Raw genomic sequence first — 20,257 nt, forward strand, 5'->3', positions numbered from 1 at the left:
CTGCCTCGACAGTGAAATCACTGCGTGGTGCTGGTAAAGTGCGGGGTCTTTTGGCGCGGCAGGGCAGAGCATGGCACAGCGGATCATCGTCGGCATCAGCGGCGCCTCGGGGATCGTCTACGGCGTGCGTGCACTGGAGTTGCTGCGCGAGTGCGGGGTGGAGACCCACCTGGTCATCACCAAATCGGCAGAGCTTACGCTGCATCACGAGCTGGACATGCCGCTGGATGCGCTCAAGGCGCTGGCAACCGAGGTACACCCCATACGCAATGTCGGCGCATCCATCGCCAGCGGCTCCTTTCGCACGGCGGGTATGCTGGTCGCGCCCTGCTCGGTGCGGACCATGGCAGAAATTGCCACCGGTGTGACGTCCAGCCTGCTCACCCGGGCGGCGGATGTGGTGCTCAAGGAGCGCCGGCGGCTCGTGTTGATGGTGCGCGAAACGCCCTTGCACACGGGGCATTTACGTACGCTGACCCAACTCTCGGAGATGGGTGCGGTGATCGCGCCACCCGTGCCCGCGTTTTACGCCCAGCCGGAATCCCTTGATGCCATGGTTACCCAGACCGTGGGCCGGCTGCTGGATCTGTTTGCTATCGATTCAGGACAGGTCAGGCGCTGGCAGGGCGGGTGAGGGCCATGCGCGCCTCCATTGTGCCCCGGGTAAAGGCGGCCTGATGCCGATTCTGTTTGGTGTGGTACTGCTGGACCTGATCGGCTTCGGTATCGTCATCCCCATCCTGCCGTTTCTATCGCCACAGCTCGGCGCATCGAAAATCGACATTGCCCTGATCATTGTCAGCTATGCCGTGTGCGCCGGTATCTCCGGTCCCTTCTGGGGGCGCCTCTCGGACCGTCGCGGGCGCAAGCCGGTGATCATGATCTGCCTCGCCGGGGCTGCCGTCTCCTACGTCATGCTGGCGCTGGCAACTGAGCTCTGGATGATTTTTGCGGCGCGCGCCTTCGCCGGCATCATGGCGGGCAACCTGGGCGTTGCCTCGGCCATGATGAGCGACATCACGACACCGGAAAAACGCGCGAAAGGCATGGGGCTGATTGGTGCCGCGTTTGGCCTGGGGCTGGTGCTCGGGCCACTGCTCGGCGGGCTGCTGGCGGGCGACAGCGGCAGTTTCATGCTGCCTTGCCTGGTGGCCGGCTGCATGTCGATGCTGGCCATTGTGGCGGCGGGGCTGTTTTTGCCGGAGTCGGTGACGGCCCAGCGCCGCGCCGCCCACCGTCAGGCGCATCGCGATGGTTCGCGCCAGTCCACGCTGGCCATGCTGCGTGCCACCGGCAATCGCCTGCTGGTGCTGCAGTATGTGCTGCACGCTGCCTCCATCAGCTCGGTGACCTACCTGGTGCCCCTGTGGCTGGGGGATGTGCTTGGCTGGGGCGCACGCGAGGTGGGGCTGGTGTTTGGCGTACAGGGGGCGATCATGGTGGTGCTGCAGGGCGGCCTGCTCGGTGCGCTGGTGCGCTGGCTGGGTGAGTGGCGCCTGTTGCGCCTGTCGGTTGCGGCCTTCATGGCCGGCCTGTGCCTGGCCGTGGTGGCGGCTGGCATGCCACTGATGCTGGCCGCGGTGTACATTGCCATGTCCGGCTCTACGCTGTGCATGCCGTTGCTGAATACCATCACCAGCCACCGTACCCCCGCGGACCTGCGCGGCCAGATGCTTGGCACCACGGCTTCGGCCGCCTCCTGGGGCCGGGTTTTCGGCCCTTTGCTGGCGGGCGCCAATCTCTCGCTGTTCGGCTATACCGGTGCCTGGTTGGGCTGTATCGTTGTGGTCAGCGTTTACTTGGCCTGGGCGCTGGGGCCGCATCCGGCATCGGCCGCGTCACAGGATTCATCACTGGAGGAGAGCCCCCCGCATGACTACCCAACTGTTTGACCTGAGCGGGCGCATTGCCCTGGTGAGCGGCGCCAGCCGCGGCATTGGCGAGGCAATCGCCCGCCTGCTGGCGGAGCAGGGAGCGCACGTTATCGTCTCCAGCCGCAAGCTGGAGGGTTGCCAGCCGGTGGCAGACTCGATCTGCGCCGCCGGTGGCAGCGCCGAAGCCCACGCCTGTAACGTCGGGAGTATGGATGACATCCAGGCCCTGTTCGCGCATATCCGCACGGCGCACGGACGACTCGATATCTGCATCAACAATGGTGCCACCAACCCGTATTTCGGCCATGTGCTGGACACGGACCTGGGTGCTTTCCAGAAAACGGTCGACGTGAATATTCGTGGCTATTTTTTCATGTCTATCGAAGCGGGCAAGTTGATGCGCGAGCAGGGAAAGGGTGCCATCGTCAACACGGCCTCGGTCAATGCCCTGCAGCCGGGGCCAATGCAGGGGATTTACTCGATTACCAAGGCGGCGGTGGTTAACATGACACAGGTGTTCGCTAAGGAGTGTGGCCCCCTGGGTATCCGCTGCAATGCGCTATTGCCGGGTTTGACGAAAACGAAGTTCGCCGGCGCCCTGTTCAGCAACGACGATATATACCAGGCTGCGATCGAGAACATACCCCTGCAGCGTCACGCGGAGCCGGAAGAGATGGCCGGTGCCGTGCTGTACCTGGTGTCGGATGCCGCCAGCTACACCAACGGCGAGTGCATCGTGGTGGACGGCGGGCTGACCATCTAGCCCGCCTCAGGCGCTGCGCAGGTAGGTGAAACCGCCTTCCTTGATGTACAACTCGCAGTAGTCGTCACTGATCGGGTTGACCGTGCCACCTGCGGGAATACGCAGCCAGCAATGCGTGCCGTAGTGCCCGTGTTCATCGGCGAAGCTGCCGCGCAACACCAGAACCTCGGCACCCTGGGGGAAGTTGATCTGGCCGATCGCAGACGGCTCGTCCCAGCTCTCCAGGCGCATGAAGTCGGTGTAGGGTTCCTGGGCGTAGAGTTTCTTCCAGCTGGTGTTCTTGCGTATCGACGGCTGCCAGGGCTTGTTGTGGGTTGCTATGGCAACGTGTTCACGGTCGGGCCCGGGATACTGCCGCAGTTTCACGAACAGCAGGCAGCCCTCGCGTGAGAAGGGTGCGTGCTGGAATCCTTCAGGATTCAGCAGGTAGCTGCCGGCGGGCCAGTCGCCGTGTTCATCGGAGAAAACACCCTCCAGCACCAGAATTTCCTCACCCTGGGGATGATCGTGAGCGGGGAAGGTGGCCCCTGGCTCATAGCGCACCAGCGAGGTCACCTGCCCCGATTCCGACTGCCCCACGCGGTGCAGGCGTTTGCGCAGCACGTGGCCGCCGGGACTGGGTGTCCAGTCCATGGTTTGCGGGTCCACTACGGTGCGCAGGGAGAGGTCGCCGTTGAGGGCAACGCGGTTGTCGGCCATGTTGAGTCCTGTGAGAAAGTGAGGGATGTGCGCCGGCAGGATTTTGGACTGCATTGGAAGGGCGTTGTTCCTGTATGGATTATCATAATCGGATTGGCGGCGGACACAAACTCTGTTTATACGGGGAGCCTGGTGCGCTGTTTTCTGTCATGGTCTTTGCGGTATGCTCGGCGCATGGAGAAAAAGGTATTCGTGACACATGAGCTGCCCGGCGAGGTTATTCACCAGCTGTCGGGGCTCTGCGACGTCAACGTCTGGTTGGGGCCGGGATTGTTGCCGGCGGAAGGGCTGCGCGAGGAGCTGGCGGGCTGTGAGGGTGTAGTTTGCCTGCTCACCGATCACATGGATCACGCACTGATTGAGTCGCTCCCGGATCTGCGTTTTGTGTCCTCAATGTCAGTGGGTGTGGACCATGTTGACGTGGCGGCGCTGACGGCGCGAGGCATACCGCTCGGTCACACGCCGGGCGTGCTGGTGGAGACCACCGCTGACACCGCCTTTGCCCTGCTGCTGGCTGCGGCGCGGCGTGTGTCGGAAGCCGACCGCTTTGTCCGTCAGGGTGAGTGGCGCCGCGAGAATCGCTGGTCGCCGGATTTTTTCACCGGCAAGGACGTTGCCGGGGCAACCCTGGGGCTGATTGGCCTCGGTGCAATCGCCCAAGCGGTTGCCCGCCGCGCACAGGCCTTTGGCATGCGCGTGGTGGCCTGGAATCGTACAGCGCGTGAGGTTCCCGGCGTCAGCAACCTGCCCCTGGAAGCGGTGTTGGCAGAGAGCGATTTTCTCTCGGTCCACCTGGCGCTGACCGCGGAGACCCGCGGACTACTCAACGCCGCGCGCATCGGCAGCATGAAACCCGGTGCAGTGCTGGTCAACACGTCCCGTGGGGGCATTGTCGATGAGGGGGCGCTGGCTGCTGCGCTGTCCAGCGGGCGCCTGTACGCGGCGGGCATCGACGTATTCGCTGAAGAGCCGGTGCCGGTCGACAATCCCCTGCTATATTTGCCCAATGTGGTGCTGACACCGCACATTGGCAGCGCGACTGCCCTCACCCGGGCGCGCATGGCGGATATTGCCGCGAACAACGCCATCGCGGCGCTGCAGGGAAAACCCATGCCCCATTGTGTGAACCCCGAGGTGTACGCGCGCTGACTGGCGCTGGGTTATTTGCGTACTGAACTGCGGTAGGCCCGCGGCGAGAGGCCCACGGTCTGTTTGAACAGTCGTGAAAAGTACAGCGCGTCCTCGTAGCCCACAGCGGCAGCAATGGCCTTTACCCGCATTTCCGTGCTGTCCAGTAGCTGGCAGGCATACTCGATCTTCATGTGCAGAAAATGCTTGATCGGGGAGTACCCGGTCAGGGCCTTGTAGCGGCTGGCAAAATGGTATTTCGACAGGTGAGCGATGCTGGCCAGCTCCTCCAGCTCCAGGCTGGTGTGAATACTCTCCTGCATGGTCTGCTGGATGGCCTCGAGGTCCAGTCCGGCGGGGTGGCTGGCGCGCTGGCGCGCCGCCTCAAGTACGATCTGGGTAAACAGGTGGCGACACTGGTTGGCGGCATTGACGAACGCCGAGCTGCTGTAACCGGTGCGATTGACCGCCAGCAGGTTGTGGAAAGCGGCGATCAGGCTGGGCGCGATGCCCGCCTTGATCACGGGATGCCCCTCGCGATAGCCGAGGTATTCCATGAACAATCCGCTGCTGATGCCCTGAAAGTGTATCCAGTAGATGCTCCAGGGGTGGTCGCGGCTGGCGCTGTAACTGTGTGCCAGACCCTGGGGTAGAAGAATCAGGTCTCCTGCACCAATCGTGTGGCGCTGGTCCTCCAGGCGCAAGCTGCCGTTGCCGTCCACACAGTAGAGCAGCAGGTTGTCGTCGTGACGCAGGCGGCGCATGCGGTGGCCCCGAGCGTGCGGATAGTAGCCCATGGCCGTGGGGTAGCAGTCGCGCGTCAGGGGGTGCCGGTGGAGCTTTTCCAGCATGAAGGCGGGGGTGAGAAAACGCACCCCTTCCGAGGGCAGAGGCCACTTGGAGGTGCTGCTCATGGGCCGCCGTTGAGGCGTTGTGTATCCAGCGTGCGCAGCCGGTCGAAGTCGTAGGCGCTTATGCTGAAAAACCGTTCAAAGCGGGCGTCACGCACGAAATGCTGGTCGCCCAGGGCGTAAAACGTCAGTTCGCGACCCGCCTCCGGTTGCTGTGCAACCAGGGTGAAGTCGGGTGATCGGGCGACAAGCTGCGGGCGCTCGCGCTCACCGGCAATGCCATCGACCTGCAGGTTGGCCAGCCCCGACAGCAGCGCTTCCAGTTCGCGCGGCTCCGGTTGCTCCCCTGTTGCCGTCTCCCAGCCAGTGCCCCGGCGTATCAGCTCGAACCCCGCGCCGGTAATACGTTGCGGGGCAGGCACTTGCAGCAGGGTGGCGTCCAGCCAGCCTGCTGCCGAGGCCGGTGCATCAAAACTGCTGAACGGCAGGCTGTAAATGGCGTCGTCGCCAGCGCGTCGGGCATGAACCTGCCGATACGCCGGCGCTGTACCGAGAAACACGGTGCTCTCTGCGTTGTTTACGGTGGTCATATGGATACGGCGCTGAAAGCGGTAATCCGCCACCTCGAAACGCTGCCGGGCGGGAACAGTCGTGGCCACGGGAAAGCCGTGACGCGCCGCGGTCAGTGCCACCAGCAGTTTCTCGACGCGGGCCGTATCAGCAGGCAGACCGTCCAGCGCCGGCAGCTGCCAGCTTCCGCCCTCTCGACGCAACGTCTCCTGCATACCCTCAGCGTCGCCGATGGTTATCGTCGCGATCTGCTCTGGTTTGAAGGCGACCAGGACCGCCCCCGTGTGTTCTGGCGCAAACGTTTCCTGCGGCCAATAGACGGCGGCGGTAATGGCGCACTGAATCAGCAGAATCAACGCCAGCGTGCGGATCACAGCCCCAGCCTCCGCCGATAGGCGCGGCGTCGCAGCAGGGTGCGCAGCCGGTGCACAGCGGCCAGCGTCAGCAACCACGCCACGGCGCAGGCGTAATTCAGGTATTCGATCCACTGCTGCGCCTCGCGGCTCATCGGGGGCAGTGTGCGGTTGAAGTGTGCCCGGTTGCGGATAGCCAGCAGTGATGCATCCTGCAGCGACCACTCCAGAGTGTTCATGAACAGCGCCAGCGGGCTCAGGTACTGGGTGCCCGCCGCCGCGACCATCGCATTGAGCATTTGGTCATCCATGAAGTCGTTGGAACTGAACACCACCAGGCGCGCGGACTCCGCCGATTGCTTGATCAGGCCCCTGGCCCCGGGTTCGTTGTCCGTCTCCAGTGGCGGTGCCCCCCGCGCAGCGAAGGCGGAAGTGAAGCGGCCCTCCAGTACGGCGCCGAGAACGAAGCTGTCGCGCACGCCTTCCACGGGGAACTGTGGGCCGCCCTGGCCGTCCTGTTGCGGCAGTATGTCGCGGTTGGCAGAGGCCCAGGCCTGCCCGGTGCTGCGCAACAGGGTCGTGCTGCGCAGGCCCGCTACCGGTTGAACCTCCATCGGCACAGCCCAGCCGAAGGTCAGCTGCGGCAAATTGGCGGTAATCGGGTGGCCGGGGTTCAGGGCGGGCGGCCTGATGTCGAGAAAGTACGGGTAGTCGATCATCTGTACATCGCGAAACTCGTAGTCACCAACCCGGCGCAGCACGGGTGCGGGGAATGGCGCATTCCGCTCATCCAGCACCAGCCTGGGCGCGAGGTGTATGCCGTGTGTCGCCAGCCAGGTGTCCAGCCCGCTCGGGTAGTCCAGCAAGCGCATGTCACCGTTACTGAGCTCGACACTGAACGGCGAAGTCGCCAGCACTACGGTGCCGCCGCGCATCAGGAACTGGTCGATGGCGAACAGACTGGCGGTATCCAGCTCCAGCGGCGCGACCACTGCGAGTATGTCTGCATCGGGGTCGACACTGCCATCCCCGAGTTGTTCGGCACGAATGCTGTAGTCCCGCGTGATGGCCTGTTCCAGATTGGCGAAGGTGGGTGCACCGAGGTGAAAGCGCGCCATCTGCTCGTTCAGTTCCGGCGCGGCCAGCGCGACTGTTCGGGTCAGGCCGCCGGCGAAGCGGCGCAGTCCCGCTTCCAGTACGGTAACAAAGTCATCCGCCTCGAAGGCATCGGTGGGCAGCTGCACCACCTGCCGCTCATCTTCCAGGGTCAGGTAGAACCAGAAGCGCTGCTCGTCTCCCAGCCCGGCAATCATGGGCTGGAACCCCCAGGTGTCGGCGAGGTGTCGTGCCAGTGCACCGTCGTTTGCCTCGGGCTCCTCGAAGCGATAGCTGAACTTGCCCGCGGATTTTTCCACCTGTGCATCGAGCTGCACCTGAATGGCATCGCGATAGTGGCGCAGTCGCTCGGGCAGCAGCGCATGGGGTGAGACATAGGCAACCAGCTCGATCGGCTGGTCGATCGTGCGGAACAGGTCGTCGCCGAGCTGGTAATTCTGCAGCACATCACGAATTGCCCGGGTCAGGTCAAACTCGGGATTGCGCAGGCGGACCTCGGCTTCGGTATTGCCCGCTGTGCGCACATCGATGAGGTCGGTAAATCCGAGGGTGGTGAACTCGTCGCCGTATTGCACCAGGACGTGAAACCAGGCATTGACCAGGGTCGACTGATAGCGGTCTGCCACCTGCAGCGAAGTGGCGCTCATCTCGTAGCGATCCCGGGCCTCGCGTTCCAGTTCGGGGTGTCTGGCCGGGTCGATGAACTCCACTCGCACCCCGCCGTCACTGGCGCTGGCGTACTCCGCCATCAGGTCGCGCAGCTGCGGGACCAGCGGTGCCAGCAGAGGGTGTGTGCGCTCACTGAAATAGCCGCGTATCAACAGGGGTTCGTCCAGCCGCGCAAGAAGCTCCTTGGTGGTGCTGGAAAGTGAGTACAGCTTGCCTTCGGTGACATCCAGGCGCAGGCCAGACAGCGGCTGCAGCCACACATTGGCCAGCAGGAGGTTGATCAGGAGCAGAACCATGGCAGCCGCGGCACGGCGCTGTTTCGGGCTGCGTGCATCCGGGGCGCGGCGCTCACGCTCCAGACTGAAGGCGTTGAGGGCGAGAAAGCCGATGACAAGGCTCAGGCCCCAGGCCAGGTCGCGCACGTCGAGCACGCCGCGGGTGACGTTGTCGAAGCGCGCACCACTGCCCAGCAGGCGTAGCCACTGTGCAGCGCTGTCGGTGGCGAGGCCGGTGAGGGTGCTGCTGCCAATCAGGTACAGCAGGCCGCACACCAGGCTGCTGCCAATCAGGCTGACGATGGGATTATCGGTGCGCGCCGACACAAACAGCCCGATGCTGATATACACCGCCCCCAGCAGAAGCGAGGCCAGATACCCGGCAACCACCGGCCCCCAGTCCAGGTCGGCCATCAGCGCCGCGCTAACTGGCAGAGGCAGGGTGGCCAGTAGCGCCAGCAGCAGCAGGCCGCTACAGGCAAAAAACTTGCCCAGCACGAATCGCCAGATACCCACGGGCTGCACCAGCACATGCTCCAGTGTGCCGGTGCGGCGTTCCTCGCTCCACATGCGCATGGTCAGTGCCGCGCTGAGTGGAATCAGCAGCAGCGGCATCCAGTCAAACAGCGGGCGCACATCGGCGATATTGCGGGCAAACCAGGATTCCACCCAGAAGAAGATAAACAGGGTGAGCCCGGCAAACGCGGCGAGAAACAGCCAGGCCACCGGCGAACCGAAAAACAGCCGCACTTCCTTCTGTGCGACGCGACGGATGACGCTGTTTGTCGTCACGGTCCCGGCTTCCCCGACGTTGCTTCCCGGAAAATGCTGTCGAGATCGCGCAGCTGTGGCTGCAGCTGAAACAGGCTGGCGCCCGCTCGCACCACACATTGCGCGATGTTGTTTGCCGCGGTGTCCGGGTCTGCATTCTCGCGCAGCGTGAGCACCCAGCTTTCACCCTCGGCGATGTCTGCGCGTGGATGTACCGCGGCAATTTGCGGCAGTCGGCGCAGCCAGCGCTCCAGTTCGGGCTCTTCGGTGCCCGCGCGCAGCACCAGCGTGCGGCTCTCGCGCAGGGTGGCGAGGGGCGCATCCAGTACCAGGCGCCCGGCGGCAATGACCAGCACCCGGTCGCACACCGCCTCAACCTCCTGCATGATGTGAGTGGACAGTATCACGGTGGCGCGTCGCGCCAGACGCCGCAGCAAGTCGCGCATTTGCGCCGTTTGCCCGGGGTCCAGGCCGTTGGTGGGCTCGTCGAGTATCAGCAGCTGCGGCTGGCCGAGAATGGCCTGCGCCACACCCACCCGCTGGCGCAGGCCGCGGGAGAGCTGGCTGATCGGGTCCAACGCGCGTTCCCCCAGAGAGGTCGCGGCAATGGCCTCCTGCAGCGCGAGCGGGCGCTCACGCCGTGGAATACGTTTCAGGGTTGCGACGTAGTCGAGGTAGTCCGCTACCAGCATTTCCGGATAAACGGGCAGGTGTTCTGGCAGGTAGCCCAGGGAGGCCTGTACCTGTCGGGCATTGCTTGCCATATTGATGCCGGCAATCGTGACAGTGCCGGCAGACGGTTCCAGGTAACCGCTGAGCATACGCATGATGGTGGTCTTGCCGGCGCCGTTGTGGCCCAGTAGCCCAACGACTTCGTTGGTGCCTATCGCAAACGACACGTTGTCCACGGCCTGCGTGCTGCCGTAGCGGCGGGACAACGATTCGACGGCGATCATGCGGGAACCGCTGACTCGTTCAATCTTCGTGCCAGGGCTCGCGCATGGTGACGAACTCTTCGGCGGCGGTGGGGTGAATGCCAATCGTGGTGTCGAACAGGGCCTTGGTCGCGCCGGCGCGCAGGGCGATGGCCATTCCTTGCACAATTTCCCCGGCATCCGGTCCCATCATGTGCAGCCCCACCACGCGGTCGCTGGCCTTGTCGACGATGAGCTTCATGAACGTGTGTTCGTCGCGGCCGCTGATGGTGTGTTTCATGGGGCGGAATGTGGCCTTGAACAGGCGAATATGACCGAATTTGGCGCGTGCCTGTTCTTCAGTGAAACCGACAGTGCCGATGTTGGGCTGGCAGAACACGGCGGTGGGGATGAAGTCGTAGTCGACCTGTTGGCCGGCCTCGCCAAACTGGCGGCGTGCGAACGCCATGCCCTCCGCCAGCGCCACGGGGGTAAGTTCCATACCGCCGGTCACATCACCCAGCGCGAATATGCCGGGCTCGTCGGTCTGGAAGTGCTCGTCCACGGCGATGGTGCCGAACTCAGTCAGCTTGACGCCGACCTGTTCCAGGCCCAGGCCATCCAGGTGCGGTTTGCGCCCGGTCGCGTACAGCACGGCATCGGCGGTGAGTCGCGTGCCGTCCGTGAGTTCCAGTTCCAGGCCATCCGCGCCGCGGGTAATGGACTCCACATTGACTTCAAAACGCAGGTCGACGCCGGTCTTGGCAATCTCCCGCGCCGCGTGGGCGCGAATGTCTGCATCGAATCCGCGCAGGAACAGTGGCCCGCGATACAGCTGCGTGACGCGGGAGCCCAGCCCGTTGAAGATGCCGGCAAACTCCACGGCAATATAGCCGCCGCCCACGATGACCAGACGCTCGGGGAAATGCTCCAGATCGAACACTTCATTCGAGGTAATGGCCAGCTCGCTGCCCGGGAACTCCGGAATATGCGGCCAGCCGCCGGTGGCGATGAGAATCTTGCCGGCGCTGTACTCGCGCTCGCCAACAGCCACCGTGTTGGCATTCACAATGCGGGCCCGACCGTCGATGACGTCGGCACTGGCCCCCTTGAGCATCTTGCGGTAGATCGCGTTCAGTCGGGAGATTTCGGTCTTTTTGTTGTCGCGCAGCGTCGCCCAGTCGAAGGCGGGTTTGCTGCTGTCCCAACCGAACCCCTGTGCGTCTTCAAAGGCCTTGCCGAACTCGGAGGCGTAGACGTAGAGCTTCTTCGGTACGCAGCCAACGTTGACGCAGGTGCCGCCCATGTAGCGGTCTTCGGCGATCGCCACACGCGCGCCGAAACTTGCTGCGATGCGCGCCGCGCGCACGCCGCCGGACCCCGCGCCGATAACAAAAAGGTCGTAGTCTTTTTCGCTCACGATTCTCTCTCCCGGTTAGAGCGGCCAGTTTATCAGCCCTTGAGCATACAGATAAGGTAAAGCAAATCCTGTATTATAGGCTGTTCACTTCGAATTCAAGGAAATGGGGAACATGAAGCGGATTTTTCACTCTTTGCGCCCGGCCGCACTTGTCGTTGCGGGCGTGCTCGCGGGCAGCGCACTCGCAGCTGACGAAATCGTGTTGAAGAACGGTTCACGCATTCTCGGCACCGTGACTGGCGTGCGCGACGGCGTGGTGACGGTGGACACCGAATTCGCCGGTACGCTCAAGGTGCAGCAGGACCAGGTTGAGAGCTTGAGCAGCAGTGAGCCTATTGTGCTCAAGCTTGCCGACGGTACGGTTGTCGAAGAGTCCTCGCTGCGCGTAGAGGAAGAAACACTGCTGCTGGCATCGGACAATGCCCCGGTCGCCACCTACCCGCTGGCTGAGCTCGCTATCAGTAACCCGCAGCCCTGGGAGCTTGGCCAGGGCTATCGCTGGAAGGGCCAGGTCAGCCTCGCGCTGGAGATGCAGCGTGGCAACACCGATACCGACGAGCTGGACTACGGTATTGAGAGCATCTGGCGCAGCCTGGAGGATCGCTACACCCTGCGCTTTGACGGCGAAGAAGACGAAGCGAATGGCATCAAGAACGCGGAGAACTGGACAGCGCTGGGCAAGTACGACCGCTTCCTTGAGGGGCCGCTCTACTGGGGTGTGAACGCATCCGCGGAACACGACAAGTTCTCCGACCTCGATCTGCGCTACTACGTGGGTCCCTACATCGGCCGCCAGTTCCACGAAAGGCCGCTGCTGACACTCTCTGCTGAAGTGGGTGGTGTGTTTGTCGATGAGGACTACATCGTTGCTGAAGACCAGGATTACCTGGGTATGAACTGGTCGGTGGATGCCACCAGTAACTACATCAGTGAGGATTCCCAGCTGTACCTGAAGCACACCGGCATCTGGAACCTCGACCAGACCGAGGATGTGATTCTCGACCTGACCCTGGGCCTGTCATTCCCGCTGCTGTTCAACATCGACGGGGCGGCCGAAATCCTGCTCGAGTACGACTCCGGCTTGCCCCCCGAGGTGGAGAGCCTGGACCAGACCTACCGTTTCCGCGTGGGTTACAGCTGGTAGATCAGCCGGGCTGGCTGCGGCGCACGGCTGCCGCCAGCTGTTCCAGCAGGGGTACGGTGTGCTCCAGTGCCAGGCAGGCATCGGTGATGCTCTGGCCGTAAGTGAGTTGCTCGCGAGCGGCGATAGGCTGGTTGCCCGCCACCAGGTGACTTTCCAGCATCACGCCGCGAATCGCCCGTTGCCCCTGTTCCATCTGGTCGCAGAGTGATGACACCACCACCGCCTGGCGCGCTGGGTCCTTGTCGCTGTTGCCGTGACTGCAATCCACAATCAGTGATGCGGGCAGCTCGTGCTGGGCCAGCGCAGTCGCTGCGGCGTGTACTGCCTCGGCATGGTAGTTGGCGCCGGTGGCACTGCCACCGCGCAGGATGAGGTATCCGTGCGGATTCCCGGTGGAATGGAGAATCGCCGGCGTGCCTTCCTTGGTCAACGATGGAAACCAGTGGCTGTGGCGGGCGGAGCGAATGGCGTCGATGGCGACATCGATGTTGCCGTTGGTGCCATTCTTGAACCCCACGGGCATGGACAGGCCCGAGGCCAGTTCACGGTGTATCTGGCTTTCCACGGTGCGTGCGCCAATGGCGCCGAAGCTCACCAGGTCGGCGTAGTACTGGCCGAAAGTGGTATCGAGGAATTCGCTGGCCGCGGGCAGGCCGAGTGCGGCCACATCCAACAGTACGCGCCGGGCCTGCCGCAGGCCCTTGTTGATACGGAAGCTGCCATCCAGATCCGGGTCGTTGATCAGGCCCTTCCAGCCCACGACCGTACGTGGCTTTTCAAAATACACCCGCAGTACCGGCAGGATGGCGTCACTGAGCGGGGCGCAGGCGGTTTGCAGCTGGCTGGCAAATTCCAGCAGGGCCGCGGGGTCGTGTACCGAGCAGGGGCCCACGATCGCCAGCATCCGGCGATCTTCGCCGGCGAGAACGCTCTCGATGGCTCGCCGTGCACCCGCGATCTCGTGGCGCTGCGCGGAGGGCAATGGCAACTCCTCGGCCAGCACCCAGGGCGTGATCAGCGGTTGTGCGCCGTGGATGCGAACGTCGTCGGTGAGATCTGCCGCGCTGTGGTCTTTCATGGGAGTGCCGTTCGGGGAAAGTAGCGGTGCATTGTCACCCACAGTCGCAGGCCCGACAAGGTGAAGCGGGTGGGGCGGCTCAGCTCTCGGCTGCCTGCTCGCGTCGCGCCGTGATTTTTGCCTGTACGGCTTCCACGTGCGCCTGGCTGCTGTGCACCCGGGAAATGATCCACAGGGCGACCAGCAGGGGCGGTATAACACCGAGGCCGAGCGCGTAGACCAGGCCGTGCTGTGTGGCGAGCGGCACATCCCCCGGGCGCATGCCGGTTTCCAGCCCGATGATATCCAGTGCCAGCCCGCCGTAGAGTGGCCCGGCGACCGTCGACAGCTTGCTGACAAAGTTGATGACCGAGAAGAATCCGGCTTCCTGGCGCACGCCATGGTCCAGCTCGTGCTCGTCGGTCAGGTCAGCCACAATCGATGTGCTGTTGACCAGCCGCACCATGAACAGATACATGAACAGCAGCATGAAGACAAAGTTCAGCGTGAACACCAGATTACCGCTGTCGGCGGGCAACCAGCCGAAAAGCTGCAAGGGATAGAGCCACAGGCAGTTGAGAATCAGGCCGGTGAGAGACAGCTGTACCAGGCGCTGTTTGGAAAACCGCCGGCCCAGCGGGCCCATGGTGAGTATCGCCAGTGCCACGCCCAGGAGTGTGGGCAGGGAGAGGATGATGGAGATCTCGGCGGCGGAAAAAGCCCAGAAGAACGTCCAAACCAGAATATTCAGTGTGCTGATGACACCGTAGGCGGTGGTGGCGGCAATATCGTAGCCAATGAGCAGGCGGAAATTGCGGTTGCCCAGCGTGCGGCGCAGATCTGAAAACAGCGTCCACAGCGTTGTGTGGTCAGCCGCGCCGGGTTGTGCCACTTCCGGTTGTATGTGGTGGCGCGTGCCGAGCGTGCTGAGGGTGGCCATAACCCACACGACCGCGCAGGAAAGCATGCCGTAGAGCGGATAGCGTTCTGGATTGAAGCGGCCATCGACACCGCCCTGCTCCGGAAAAATCAACGTCAGCGCCAGTGCCGGCAGTAGTACGGCACTGAGAAACATGAATCCCATACGCGCCCCCAGCACCTGGCTGCGCTCGTGATAATCACGGGTGATCTCGGCGGACAGTGCAAGGTGGGGTATGGCGAAGGTGGTGACGAAGGTGCGCACCCACAGCGACCAGAAGAGCAGCCAGCCTGCGAGCCACGCGCTGTTGTCGACGACGGCCTGTGGCGGAGCGAACAGGCCGACAAAACCCAGCCCCAGCGGCAGTATGCTGAGGGCCATGAACGGATGACGGCGCCCATGGCGGCTGCGCAGGCGGTCAGAAAGTGAACCCACCAGCGGGTCGGAGATGCCGTCCCATACCAGGCTCACGGCGATAATCAGGCCGGTAACTGTCCCGCTCAGGCCCAACACCTGAGTGTAGAACAGCAAGATGAACATGGTGTACGCGGCTTCCTTGACCGCGCCCACGGCGCCACCGGCACCGTACCAGACACGTGTGCGCATTGATGTCATGCAAGCGCTCTCGCTGTGCTCGTTGCCGCCCGACCCTAGCGCGGCCCCTTGATCATGCTGCGAAAGCGGTCCATCAGTGTTTCGTGTTTGTAGTCGGTGAACTCGCCCGCATCCATGAACAGACCGTGCTCACCGCAGGTTTCATACCAGATGTGGGGCTGTTTCGGGTCGGAGGCTTTCTCCATATCCCGGTGGCAGCGGGGGCAGGCGATGTCTTCCACAGAATCCCACTTGCGTCCTTCATCGGCGAAGCCCGTATCCACGGTATCGCCCATCCAGCGGGCTTTCAGCTGGTCAGCCTCGCCCGTGTCGAACCACAGTCCCAGGCAGTGGCTACAGCGATCGACCGTGATGTCGCCGTAACTGACCTCGCTCATGCCATGGCCGCACTTGGGGCACTTGAGGCTGTGTTGGTCCGGGTTGTATTCCATAGCTGTCCCTGCTCGGTGCTGTAGACGCGTGTGCGCGGCGGCGATGACCGCGTGGCCGAGTCTAGCGCAGCGTTTTCCATTTGTCCCCCCTCCGCTGGTCCGCCTTTTGTCGCGTCGCGGATGCCCGGCGCCGGATACTCGTGCGCAGGAAAAACTGGTAGATTCTCGGCTTTCACAGTGTTGATCAGGTAGCCCGCATGTATTCTTTCATCCCGCCGCTGTTAGGCCTTTTTCTGGCAACCATGGCCTGTGTAGCGCGCGCTGATGAAGCTGACGGCGCCGCGCTGTACGCGCCTTGCGCCGCCTGCCACGGCGCCGCGGCCGAGGGCAACGTTGCACTGCAGGCACCGCGTCTCAATCACCTGCGACCGGTCTATATCCTTACCCAGTTGGACAAGTTCCAGCGCGGCCTGCGCGGTGGCGACGCGGCGAGCGTGGCGGCACAGCAGATGGCAGAGTCGAGTGCCTTGTTGCCTCCGGAGGAGCGTTTGCCCGAGCTTGCCTTCTACATCAGCGAATTGACCAGCCCGGCGTCGTCGTCCACGTTGCAGGGCGGCGACCCGGTTGCGGGGGGCAGGACATTCATGCGCCTGTGTGGCGCCTGTCACGGCGCCGATGCGGGGGGCAACGTGGCGCTGAATGCGCCGCGCCTGGCGGGTGCTGATGATTGGTACTTGCTGGCGCAATTGCACGCCTTCCGCGAAGGCCAGCGCGGCCGGCACCGCGAAGACCGCACGGGCCGGCAAATGCGCAACATGGCCGCGATGCTGGCTGACAAGCAAGCCATGCAGGATGTCATCGCCTATATTCGCAGCCAGCAGGAATGAGCTTTGCGGTTGGGTTTCTGAGTCAGTGACAGGTGGTGATGTTCAGCTCAACGCCTGAGACAGATCAATAAATAGGCATTGCTTACAGGATAATTACGCCTACACTGAAGGTGTGGTACCCGTTTATCCATTAGAGTGAATTGCCCATGCTGGAAAAAGAAATGTCTCAAGCCGTGAAAATGGCTGAGCAGGCGAATAAGAAGGTCGAGCAGCTGCAAAAGAAACTGCTTTCCGAAACGGAGAAGGCGCACGCCAAGGTCAAATCCGATCTCACAGCGGCACGCAAGAAGCACACTGCTGCCAACACGCGGCTGAAAAAGGCGCGCAGTTCACTGCGTGGCAAATCGAGCACGGCCAATCAGAAGCGCGTGGAAGAGCTGGTCAAGCAAGTGCAGGACCTGGCGGAATCGGTAGCTAAAATGGCCAAAGCCGCCTACGCCTCTTTTGAAAAGCTTGTGCCCATCCAGGCCGATCTCGCCCTCGAGTCGCGCCGTGCCCAGGCTGCCGATAAAGCAGCGTCCATGGTGGAAAAGGCGGCGGCGCGGCGCAAGTCTGCGAGCAAGCCGGCAGCGAAAAAGAAGAAAGCTGCCAGCAGCAAAGCCAAAGCGCCAACCAAGCGCAAGACTGCGGCGAAGAAAACAGCTGTGAAAAAGGCGCCCGCCAGGAAAAAGGCGGTGGCGAAGAAAGCGCCTGCGAAGAAGGCGGCGCCCAAGAAAACCAGAGCGAAACGCGCCCCGAAGAAAGCCAGCGCCAGCTGAGTCGCGCAAGGCACTCCGCGCCTCTGTGCCAAGGTAGAGAGGTGCGGGTTATCAGCGTTCCGGTGTCACCCTAATCAGGGCGCCGTCCTCCGCGTCGGTGAGCAGATACACAAAGCCGTCGGAGCCTTCCTTTACATCCCTGATTCGCTCGCCCAGCTCCGCGAACAACGGTGCCTCATCCACAATGGCTCCACCCTCCAGGCTGAGCAGGCGCACTTCTTTGTCTACCAGCGCACCCACCAGCAGCTTGCCCTGCCAGGTCGGGAACTTGTCACCGCCATACCAGGCGAAACCCGACGGCGCGATGCTCGGTACCCAGTAGTGCAGGGGCGGTGCCATGCCGGGTAGTTGTGTGAAAGGCGACACATAGGCGCCACTGTAGTCCACACCATGGGTAGCCGCAGGCCAGCCATAATTGCTGGCGGCCTGAAGCACATTCACTTCGTCACCACCTTTCGGGCCGTGTTCATGCAAGTACACGGTGCCGGTGCTGCGATCCAGCGTGAGGCCTTGCGGGTTGCGGTGACCGAGCGTCCAGACACGCTCGCTGCCGGTAGTGTGAAACGGATTGTCTGCGGGCACGCTGCCATCATCGAGGATACGCAATACCTTGCCCAGCTCGTTGCTGCCGTTCTGCGCCTGCTCGCGGAAATCAAAGCCGTCGCCCGTGGCCAGTAGCAGGCTGTTGTCGGGCAGGAACAACAGTCGCCCACCGTAGTGCTGTGCCGTGTTCTTCTTGTCGTTTACCCAGAGGATATCCGCACCCGCGACGAGCGTGTCGCCTTCCAGCCGGGCGCGGTAGATGGCTGTGCCATTCGCCGCGCTGTCGCCCTTGGCGTAGCTGAGATACACCAGCTGATTGGTGGCAAACTGCGGGTGTAGCAGGATGTCGAAAAAGCCGCCCTGGCCTGCGACAAACGTTTGCGGCACGCCGCCAATGACCGTTCGCTCGCTGCCGTCGGCGCTGATATGCAGAAGCGTGCCCCCGCGCTCAGTGACCAGAAAGCTGGCGTCGGGCAATTGCGCAACGGACCAGGGGTGCTGCAGACCCTCTGCGAGAGGCTCAAGCTCATAGTCTGCGGCGGTGGCGCGCAGGCTCAGCCAAAGTGCGGCAAGAGCGAGAAAGCGAAAGGTGACAGAGAAAACAGGCATGGGCTTTTCCTTTGCGGGGAGCCGGGTCATTATAAACACTCCCTGCACTACCGGTAGTCGCTCATGATTCGTGTCCTGAAAGCTTTTTTCCCCGCAGTGTTGCTCGCTTACGTAACCGCCAGCCTGCTCGCCACGCAGACAGTGCTCGCCAATCTCGGCGATATGGGGGTGGTCGTGCCCTTGGCGGTGCGGCTGGAGGCCAGCCTGCACGACCTGCTCGGCATGACCGCCTATCTGCTTCTTATCCTGCTTGCCTTCGTGCTGGCGATGCCCGTGGCGGCGGGCCTGGTGCGGGCGCACCGAGTGCCGGGGCCGAGGGTTTTCTGGTTTGCCCTCGCCGGGTTTGTCGGCGTGCTGATGCTGCATCTGATCATGCGGGAGGTGCTGGGCATCTGGGTTATCGCTGCGGCGCGGGAGTGGCCCGGCCTGCTGTTGCAGTGCAGTGCGGGCGCGCTGGGAGGGTGGCTGTTCAGCATCATGAGCAAAGCGCAACCAGCGCAAGCCTGAGCCCGGGGCGTGCGCTGCCCTAGATGATGCGCGAGAACCGGCTCCCGGCGAGCTGTGTGTGGTCGATATAGGCGTCAAACTCCATGCACAGGCGGCGCACCAGCAGCCGCCCGGCGGGTAGTACGCGAATACCATTCGGGTGCAGTTCGATCAGGCCGTCGCGCGCCAGTGCCGGCAGTCGTCCCAGCTCTTGTGCAAAATAGTCGCGAAAACATATGCCGAACTGTTCTTCGATGACGGCGTAGTCCAAGGCAAAGTTGCAGATGAGCTCATTGATCACTGCCTTGCGCAGCAGGTCGTCGTCGGTGAGGGTGATACGCTTCGCCAGTGGCAGCTGGCCCGCCTCGATCGCGCGGGTATAGGATGCCACATCCTTGTGGTTCTGGAAGTGGTTGTTGCCGAGCGCATTGATGGCAGACACGCCAAAGGCCAGCAGATCGCAGTCCTTGTGTGTGGAGTAACCCTGGAAGTTGCGGTGCAGCGTGCCCTGCATCTGGGCGAGGGCCAGTTCGTCTCCGGGGAGCGCGAAATGGTCCATGCCGATGTATTCGTAGCCGGCTGCCAACAACTGCTCGATGCTCTGGTGCAGGATGGCCATTTTCACGGCCGGCTCGGGGAGCTGCCGTTCGTCAATCTGGCGCTGCGTTTTGAACATCTGCGGCATATGCGCATAGTTGAACAACGAGAGACGGTCCGGCCGCAGGAGGATGACCTGTTCAAGCGTGCGGGCAAAGGAGTTTTCGCTCTGGCGCGGCAGCCCGTAAATCAGGTCCATGCTCAGCGACTTGAAGTGCTCGGCGCGAATTGCGGCCACCAGCGCTGTGACTTCATCCACACTATTGAAGCGATTGACGGCCTGCTGCACGTCCGCATCAAAATCCTGTACGCCCATGCTCACGCGGTTGAAACCCAGACGGCGCAGGTGCGCGATACGGGGGGTAGCCATACCACCCGGGTGGATTTCGATGGAAAATTCGCCGCTGTCGTCATCTGCCAAATGGAAGTGGCGCCGGGTCTGTGCCATCAGTTCCTGCATCTCGGCATCCGAGATATAGGTGGGGGTGCCGCCGCCCCAGTGCAGCTGGCGCACCGTGCGACCCGGGTTCACATGCTCCGCCTGCAGCGCGATTTCGCGGTACAGCACCTGCAGGTAGTCGGTTGCCCGTTGCCGGTTCGCAGTGATGATCTTGTTGCAGGCGCAGTAGTAGCAGACGGTGTTGCAGAACGGGATGTGAAAATACAGCGACAGCGGTGCACTCGACACGTTGCTGGCCTTTATCGCTTCGCGCCACAGTGAGTCGCTGACATCTTCCTGAAACTGGGCGGCGGTCGGATACGAGGTATAGCGCGGCCCCGCGAGGTTGTAGCGCGCGATCAGCGCGGGGTCCCACAGGGAGTCGCCGGTCAATTGGGGTTGAGCCACGTGTAGCGCGGTCATGGTACC

19 protein-coding genes are annotated in these 20,257 nt (G+C 63.0%); 8 read left to right on the forward strand and 11 right to left on the reverse strand.

What is annotated here, in order from left to right:
• Nucleotides 1-70: 70 nt before the first annotated feature.
• Genes G533_RS0112605 through G533_RS0112615 form a run of 3 tightly spaced genes read left to right on the forward strand, consistent with a single transcriptional unit; the run spans nucleotide 71 to nucleotide 2,637 of the window.
• A complete protein-coding gene (locus G533_RS0112605) occupies nucleotides 71-634 on the forward strand; it encodes a UbiX family flavin prenyltransferase (RefSeq protein WP_027950261.1) in 564 nt (187 codons plus the stop codon).
• A 43-nt stretch (nucleotides 635-677) separates the two neighbouring features.
• Nucleotides 678-1,892: an MFS transporter gene (locus G533_RS21910; RefSeq protein WP_084638974.1), complete on the forward strand. Its 1,215-nt coding sequence runs from the start codon at nucleotides 678-680 to the stop codon at nucleotides 1,890-1,892.
• Nucleotides 1,873-2,637, forward strand: a complete 765-nt coding sequence (locus tag G533_RS0112615; protein ID WP_027950262.1) for an SDR family oxidoreductase — start codon at nucleotides 1,873-1,875, stop codon at nucleotides 2,635-2,637. The genes G533_RS21910 and G533_RS0112615 overlap by 20 nt, the downstream gene beginning before the upstream one ends.
• 6 nt (nucleotides 2,638-2,643) lie before the next feature.
• Here G533_RS0112615 and G533_RS0112620 read toward each other — a convergent pair whose 3' ends face one another.
• Nucleotides 2,644-3,390, reverse strand: a complete 747-nt coding sequence (locus tag G533_RS0112620) for a cupin domain-containing protein (protein ID WP_240472434.1) — start codon at nucleotides 3,388-3,390, stop codon at nucleotides 2,644-2,646.
• 120 nt (nucleotides 3,391-3,510) lie between these two features.
• Between G533_RS0112620 and G533_RS0112625 the strand changes: the two genes are divergently transcribed.
• Nucleotides 3,511-4,485, forward strand: a complete 975-nt coding sequence (locus G533_RS0112625) for a 2-hydroxyacid dehydrogenase (protein ID WP_027950264.1) — start codon at nucleotides 3,511-3,513, stop codon at nucleotides 4,483-4,485.
• A gap of 11 nt (nucleotides 4,486-4,496) precedes the next feature.
• Here G533_RS0112625 and G533_RS0112630 read toward each other — a convergent pair whose 3' ends face one another.
• Genes G533_RS0112630 through gor form a run of 5 tightly spaced genes read right to left on the reverse strand, consistent with a single transcriptional unit; the run spans nucleotide 4,497 to nucleotide 11,403 of the window.
• A complete protein-coding gene (locus G533_RS0112630) occupies nucleotides 4,497-5,378 on the reverse strand; it encodes an AraC family transcriptional regulator (RefSeq protein ID WP_027950265.1) in 882 nt (293 codons plus the stop codon).
• Nucleotides 5,375-6,259, reverse strand: coding sequence for a DUF4340 domain-containing protein (locus G533_RS0112635; protein WP_027950266.1), 885 nt, complete (start codon nucleotides 6,257-6,259; stop codon nucleotides 5,375-5,377). The genes G533_RS0112630 and G533_RS0112635 overlap by 4 nt, the downstream gene beginning before the upstream one ends.
• The gene (locus tag G533_RS0112640) at nucleotides 6,256-9,090 is read right to left on the reverse strand and encodes a Gldg family protein (protein ID WP_027950267.1); all 2,835 of its coding nucleotides are present in this window, start codon (nucleotides 9,088-9,090) and stop codon (nucleotides 6,256-6,258) included. The genes G533_RS0112635 and G533_RS0112640 overlap by 4 nt, the downstream gene beginning before the upstream one ends.
• Complete coding sequence (locus G533_RS0112645; RefSeq protein WP_027950268.1) at nucleotides 9,087-10,025, reverse strand: ABC transporter ATP-binding protein; 939 nt, start codon at nucleotides 10,023-10,025, stop codon at nucleotides 9,087-9,089. The genes G533_RS0112640 and G533_RS0112645 overlap by 4 nt, the downstream gene beginning before the upstream one ends.
• 19 nt (nucleotides 10,026-10,044) lie before the next feature.
• Complete coding sequence (gene gor, locus G533_RS0112650; RefSeq protein ID WP_027950269.1) at nucleotides 10,045-11,403, reverse strand: glutathione-disulfide reductase; 1,359 nt, start codon at nucleotides 11,401-11,403, stop codon at nucleotides 10,045-10,047.
• A gap of 112 nt (nucleotides 11,404-11,515) precedes the next feature.
• On the opposite strand from gor, the gene G533_RS0112655 reads away from it, so the two are divergent.
• Entirely contained in the window at nucleotides 11,516-12,547 is a 1,032-nt protein-coding gene (locus G533_RS0112655) for a DUF481 domain-containing protein (RefSeq protein WP_027950270.1), read from the forward strand.
• 1 nt (nucleotide 12,548) lies between these two features.
• Here G533_RS0112655 and G533_RS0112660 read toward each other — a convergent pair whose 3' ends face one another.
• The 3 genes from G533_RS0112660 to G533_RS0112670 all read right to left on the reverse strand — a co-directional run bounded on the left by G533_RS0112660 (nucleotide 12,549) and on the right by G533_RS0112670 (nucleotide 15,569).
• The gene (locus G533_RS0112660; RefSeq protein ID WP_027950271.1) at nucleotides 12,549-13,625 is read right to left on the reverse strand and encodes a 3-deoxy-7-phosphoheptulonate synthase; all 1,077 of its coding nucleotides are present in this window, start codon (nucleotides 13,623-13,625) and stop codon (nucleotides 12,549-12,551) included.
• A 79-nt stretch (nucleotides 13,626-13,704) separates the two neighbouring features.
• Nucleotides 13,705-15,138: an MFS transporter gene (locus G533_RS0112665; protein ID WP_027950272.1), complete on the reverse strand. Its 1,434-nt coding sequence runs from the start codon at nucleotides 15,136-15,138 to the stop codon at nucleotides 13,705-13,707.
• A gap of 35 nt (nucleotides 15,139-15,173) precedes the next feature.
• Nucleotides 15,174-15,569 carry a TFIIB-type zinc ribbon-containing protein gene (locus G533_RS0112670; RefSeq protein ID WP_027950273.1) on the reverse strand — a complete coding sequence of 132 codons (396 nt, stop codon included), beginning with the start codon at nucleotides 15,567-15,569 and terminating at the stop codon, nucleotides 15,174-15,176.
• A gap of 197 nt (nucleotides 15,570-15,766) precedes the next feature.
• On the opposite strand from G533_RS0112670, the gene G533_RS0112675 reads away from it, so the two are divergent.
• Complete coding sequence (locus G533_RS0112675) at nucleotides 15,767-16,396, forward strand: c-type cytochrome (protein ID WP_027950274.1); 630 nt, start codon at nucleotides 15,767-15,769, stop codon at nucleotides 16,394-16,396.
• A 146-nt stretch (nucleotides 16,397-16,542) separates the two neighbouring features.
• Complete coding sequence (locus G533_RS24830; protein ID WP_027950275.1) at nucleotides 16,543-17,154, forward strand: hypothetical protein; 612 nt, start codon at nucleotides 16,543-16,545, stop codon at nucleotides 17,152-17,154.
• A gap of 51 nt (nucleotides 17,155-17,205) precedes the next feature.
• On the opposite strand, the gene G533_RS0112685 is transcribed toward G533_RS24830, so the two are convergent.
• Nucleotides 17,206-18,306: a PQQ-dependent sugar dehydrogenase gene (locus G533_RS0112685; protein ID WP_027950276.1), complete on the reverse strand. Its 1,101-nt coding sequence runs from the start codon at nucleotides 18,304-18,306 to the stop codon at nucleotides 17,206-17,208.
• Nucleotides 18,307-18,369: 63 nt separating this feature from the next.
• Here G533_RS0112685 and G533_RS0112690 point away from each other — a divergent pair, with 63 nt between their 5' ends.
• The gene (locus G533_RS0112690; RefSeq protein ID WP_051230286.1) at nucleotides 18,370-18,813 is read left to right on the forward strand and encodes a hypothetical protein; all 444 of its coding nucleotides are present in this window, start codon (nucleotides 18,370-18,372) and stop codon (nucleotides 18,811-18,813) included.
• 19 nt (nucleotides 18,814-18,832) lie between these two features.
• Here the strand turns inward: G533_RS0112690 and hemN are convergent, their stop codons facing one another.
• Entirely contained in the window at nucleotides 18,833-20,251 is a 1,419-nt protein-coding gene (gene hemN, locus G533_RS0112695) for an oxygen-independent coproporphyrinogen III oxidase (protein ID WP_051230287.1), read from the reverse strand.
• Nucleotides 20,252-20,257: the final 6 nt, after the last annotated feature.

This window comes from Haliea salexigens DSM 19537, from assembly GCF_000423125.1.
GTDB classification, from domain to species: Bacteria; Pseudomonadota; Gammaproteobacteria; order Pseudomonadales; family Halieaceae; genus Haliea; species Haliea salexigens.